Source organism: Streptomyces sp. NPDC026417 (assembly GCF_055567695.1).
On record NZ_JBVHPY010000113.1, the window covers coordinates 1 to 2,005 of the forward strand.

General features: G+C 64.8%; 1 protein-coding gene and 2 pseudogenes. 2 read left to right on the forward strand and 1 reads right to left on the reverse strand.

Annotated features, from left to right (window positions below; translation table 11 throughout):
- Both ACZ4NT_RS39250 and ACZ4NT_RS39255 read left to right on the forward strand, forming a co-directional pair.
- A pseudogene (locus tag ACZ4NT_RS39250) lies at positions 1–83 on the forward strand (IS5/IS1182 family transposase); the annotation flags it as partial.
- Between the two features lie 494 nt (positions 84–577).
- Positions 578–1,320 (forward strand): annotated as a pseudogene (locus ACZ4NT_RS39255) (transposase family protein).
- A gap of 31 nt (positions 1,321–1,351) precedes the next feature.
- Here the strand turns inward: ACZ4NT_RS39255 and ACZ4NT_RS39260 are convergent.
- Positions 1,352–1,801 (reverse strand): hypothetical protein, encoded by a 450-nt coding sequence (locus tag ACZ4NT_RS39260; protein ID WP_467730216.1) that lies wholly within the window; start codon positions 1,799–1,801, stop codon positions 1,352–1,354.
- Positions 1,802–2,005 lie beyond the last annotated feature (204 nt).

The window sequence follows — 2,005 nt, forward strand, 5'->3', positions numbered from 1 at the left end:
GTCGGGCCAGATGCTCCACCCGCCGCATCGGCACCATCGTCCAGGCCGTCCACACCCTCCTGACCTGCATGCATTCAGGATGAAAGAGGCTCAGTAATCCGCATGGCGGGCAGCCATTGCGTAGCGCTGGGGCCCACCAGGATTGGAGCTGGTACCCGCTGCTATCACGCCACTCCCCACGACGACGCAACGGCAGCGGGCGTTCTGCGAACAGATCATGAAGAGGCTTCTCTTGCACGGCGTCCGCAGACGGCGAGGGCGACACCCCTGATACCGTCCCTCGCCATAGAAGACGATCACAGAGCGCGCTTCGCTAACACGAGTGATCGCTACTCAAATTTCGCCCAAAACACATGGACGCTGCTGGACTGGAACTCTTCGCGCCAGTCAGCCTGCAGCCTCGGGAGGATCGCAGACCGCTGGATTGCTTGGCAGTCGGAATCAGGGCGGGGCTGTAGCCAGTGAGCCTCTTCCAACCTGACGGGGGTGGACAGGCAACCCCGGCGACGGACAGGAAGCAAGCTCCTGGTAGACGGGTTCACGACCAAGATCACCAGTCCGCCAGGAGCGCTCGTGCTTGTCGTCTGCCATTGACCTGTCCAGCCGCGCCCTTCAGCACCTATCTGGTCTTCTCGCTGGTCACCGCCGCCGGATCGGCTCCCGCTGGCGTCGCCTGACCTGTGGTCGGCAGGCCCTGCTCGCTCTCGCCCACCTGCGCTGCGGCGACACCTATGCCGCCTCGCCGCGGGCTTTTGTATCGGGATCGCGACGGTCTACCGCTACATACGCGAGGCCGTCGACCTTCTGGCCGCCGTCGCCCCCACGCTCGAGCAGGCCATGGCAACCGTGCGGAAGAATGCGTACGTGATCCTCGACGGCACCGTGCTGCCAATCGACCGTATTGCCGCCGACCGGCCGTACTACGCGGGGAAGAAGAAGCCCCATGGGATGAACGTGCAGGTCCTCGCTGACCCGGCCGGGCGCCTTATCTGGGCCTCGGATGCGCTGCCAGGAGCCACGCACGACCTGACCGCAGCCCAGGCCCATGGCATTCCCGCAGCTCTCGCCGACGACGACATCAAGTGCTGGGCGGACAAGGCGTATCAGGGTGCCGGCCCCGCAGTCTGTGTCCCGATCCGCGGCAAGAACCTGCGCGGCTGGTGTCGACGTCACAACCGAGACCACGCGAAGATCCGTAGCCTCGGTGAACGCGCCGTGGCGATCCTCAAGTGCTGGCGAGTCCTGAGGAAACTCCGTTGCAGCACCACCAGAATCACCGCCGTCGTCCGAGCCGTCGTGACCCTCGAACTCGCCATCTGATCAAGTTGGAGAACGCTCAAATCTGGCGGGATCAGGTCACCGAGATGTGCCGCTTGCCGTGCTCGGACAGGGTGACGTAACCGTGCTGCGGGAGACGCAGGGTGCCCTTCTGGTTGACAGCGGAGGTGAAGCGGATCAGCTGCTTCCCGCCGTTGGCCGGCGTGTAGATGATGGTGCCAGGGGAGTCGATGAAGTCGTAGTGCACGACCGGGGCGTATTCGAAGTACGGCTTGGGGCTGAAATAGCCGAAGGTCTCGGTTCCCTTTCCCTGGGCTGTTTTGGTCGGGAGCCGAGGCAGCGCGTCGCTGTCCACGATGCACAGCTTCCACCGGCCCAGGCCACTGGCGCCCTCGTTGCCTACCACGACTCGCCAGATGGCGAGGGCGTCACAGTCGGCAGGCAGGACGATGTGCGACGGCCCGGCCCGGTCGATGGTGACGAACACTTCCTGCGTCCGCTGGTGATACGGGCCCTTGCGCACGGTCGACAGGTTGAAGCTCGTAGTGAATCCCGCGCGGAACTCCAAGAGGACCGGGTTCCCCTCCCCTGCGCCGGGTATCTCGACAGTCCGGCTGCGCCAGCCGGACCATTTAGACGGTGTCCTATGTGGTGAGGCGGAGGAGCCTCTTGTAGCAGCAGAGGGCGGCGGCGAGTCCGAGAAACGCCAGGTAGTTGCGGGGGTGGC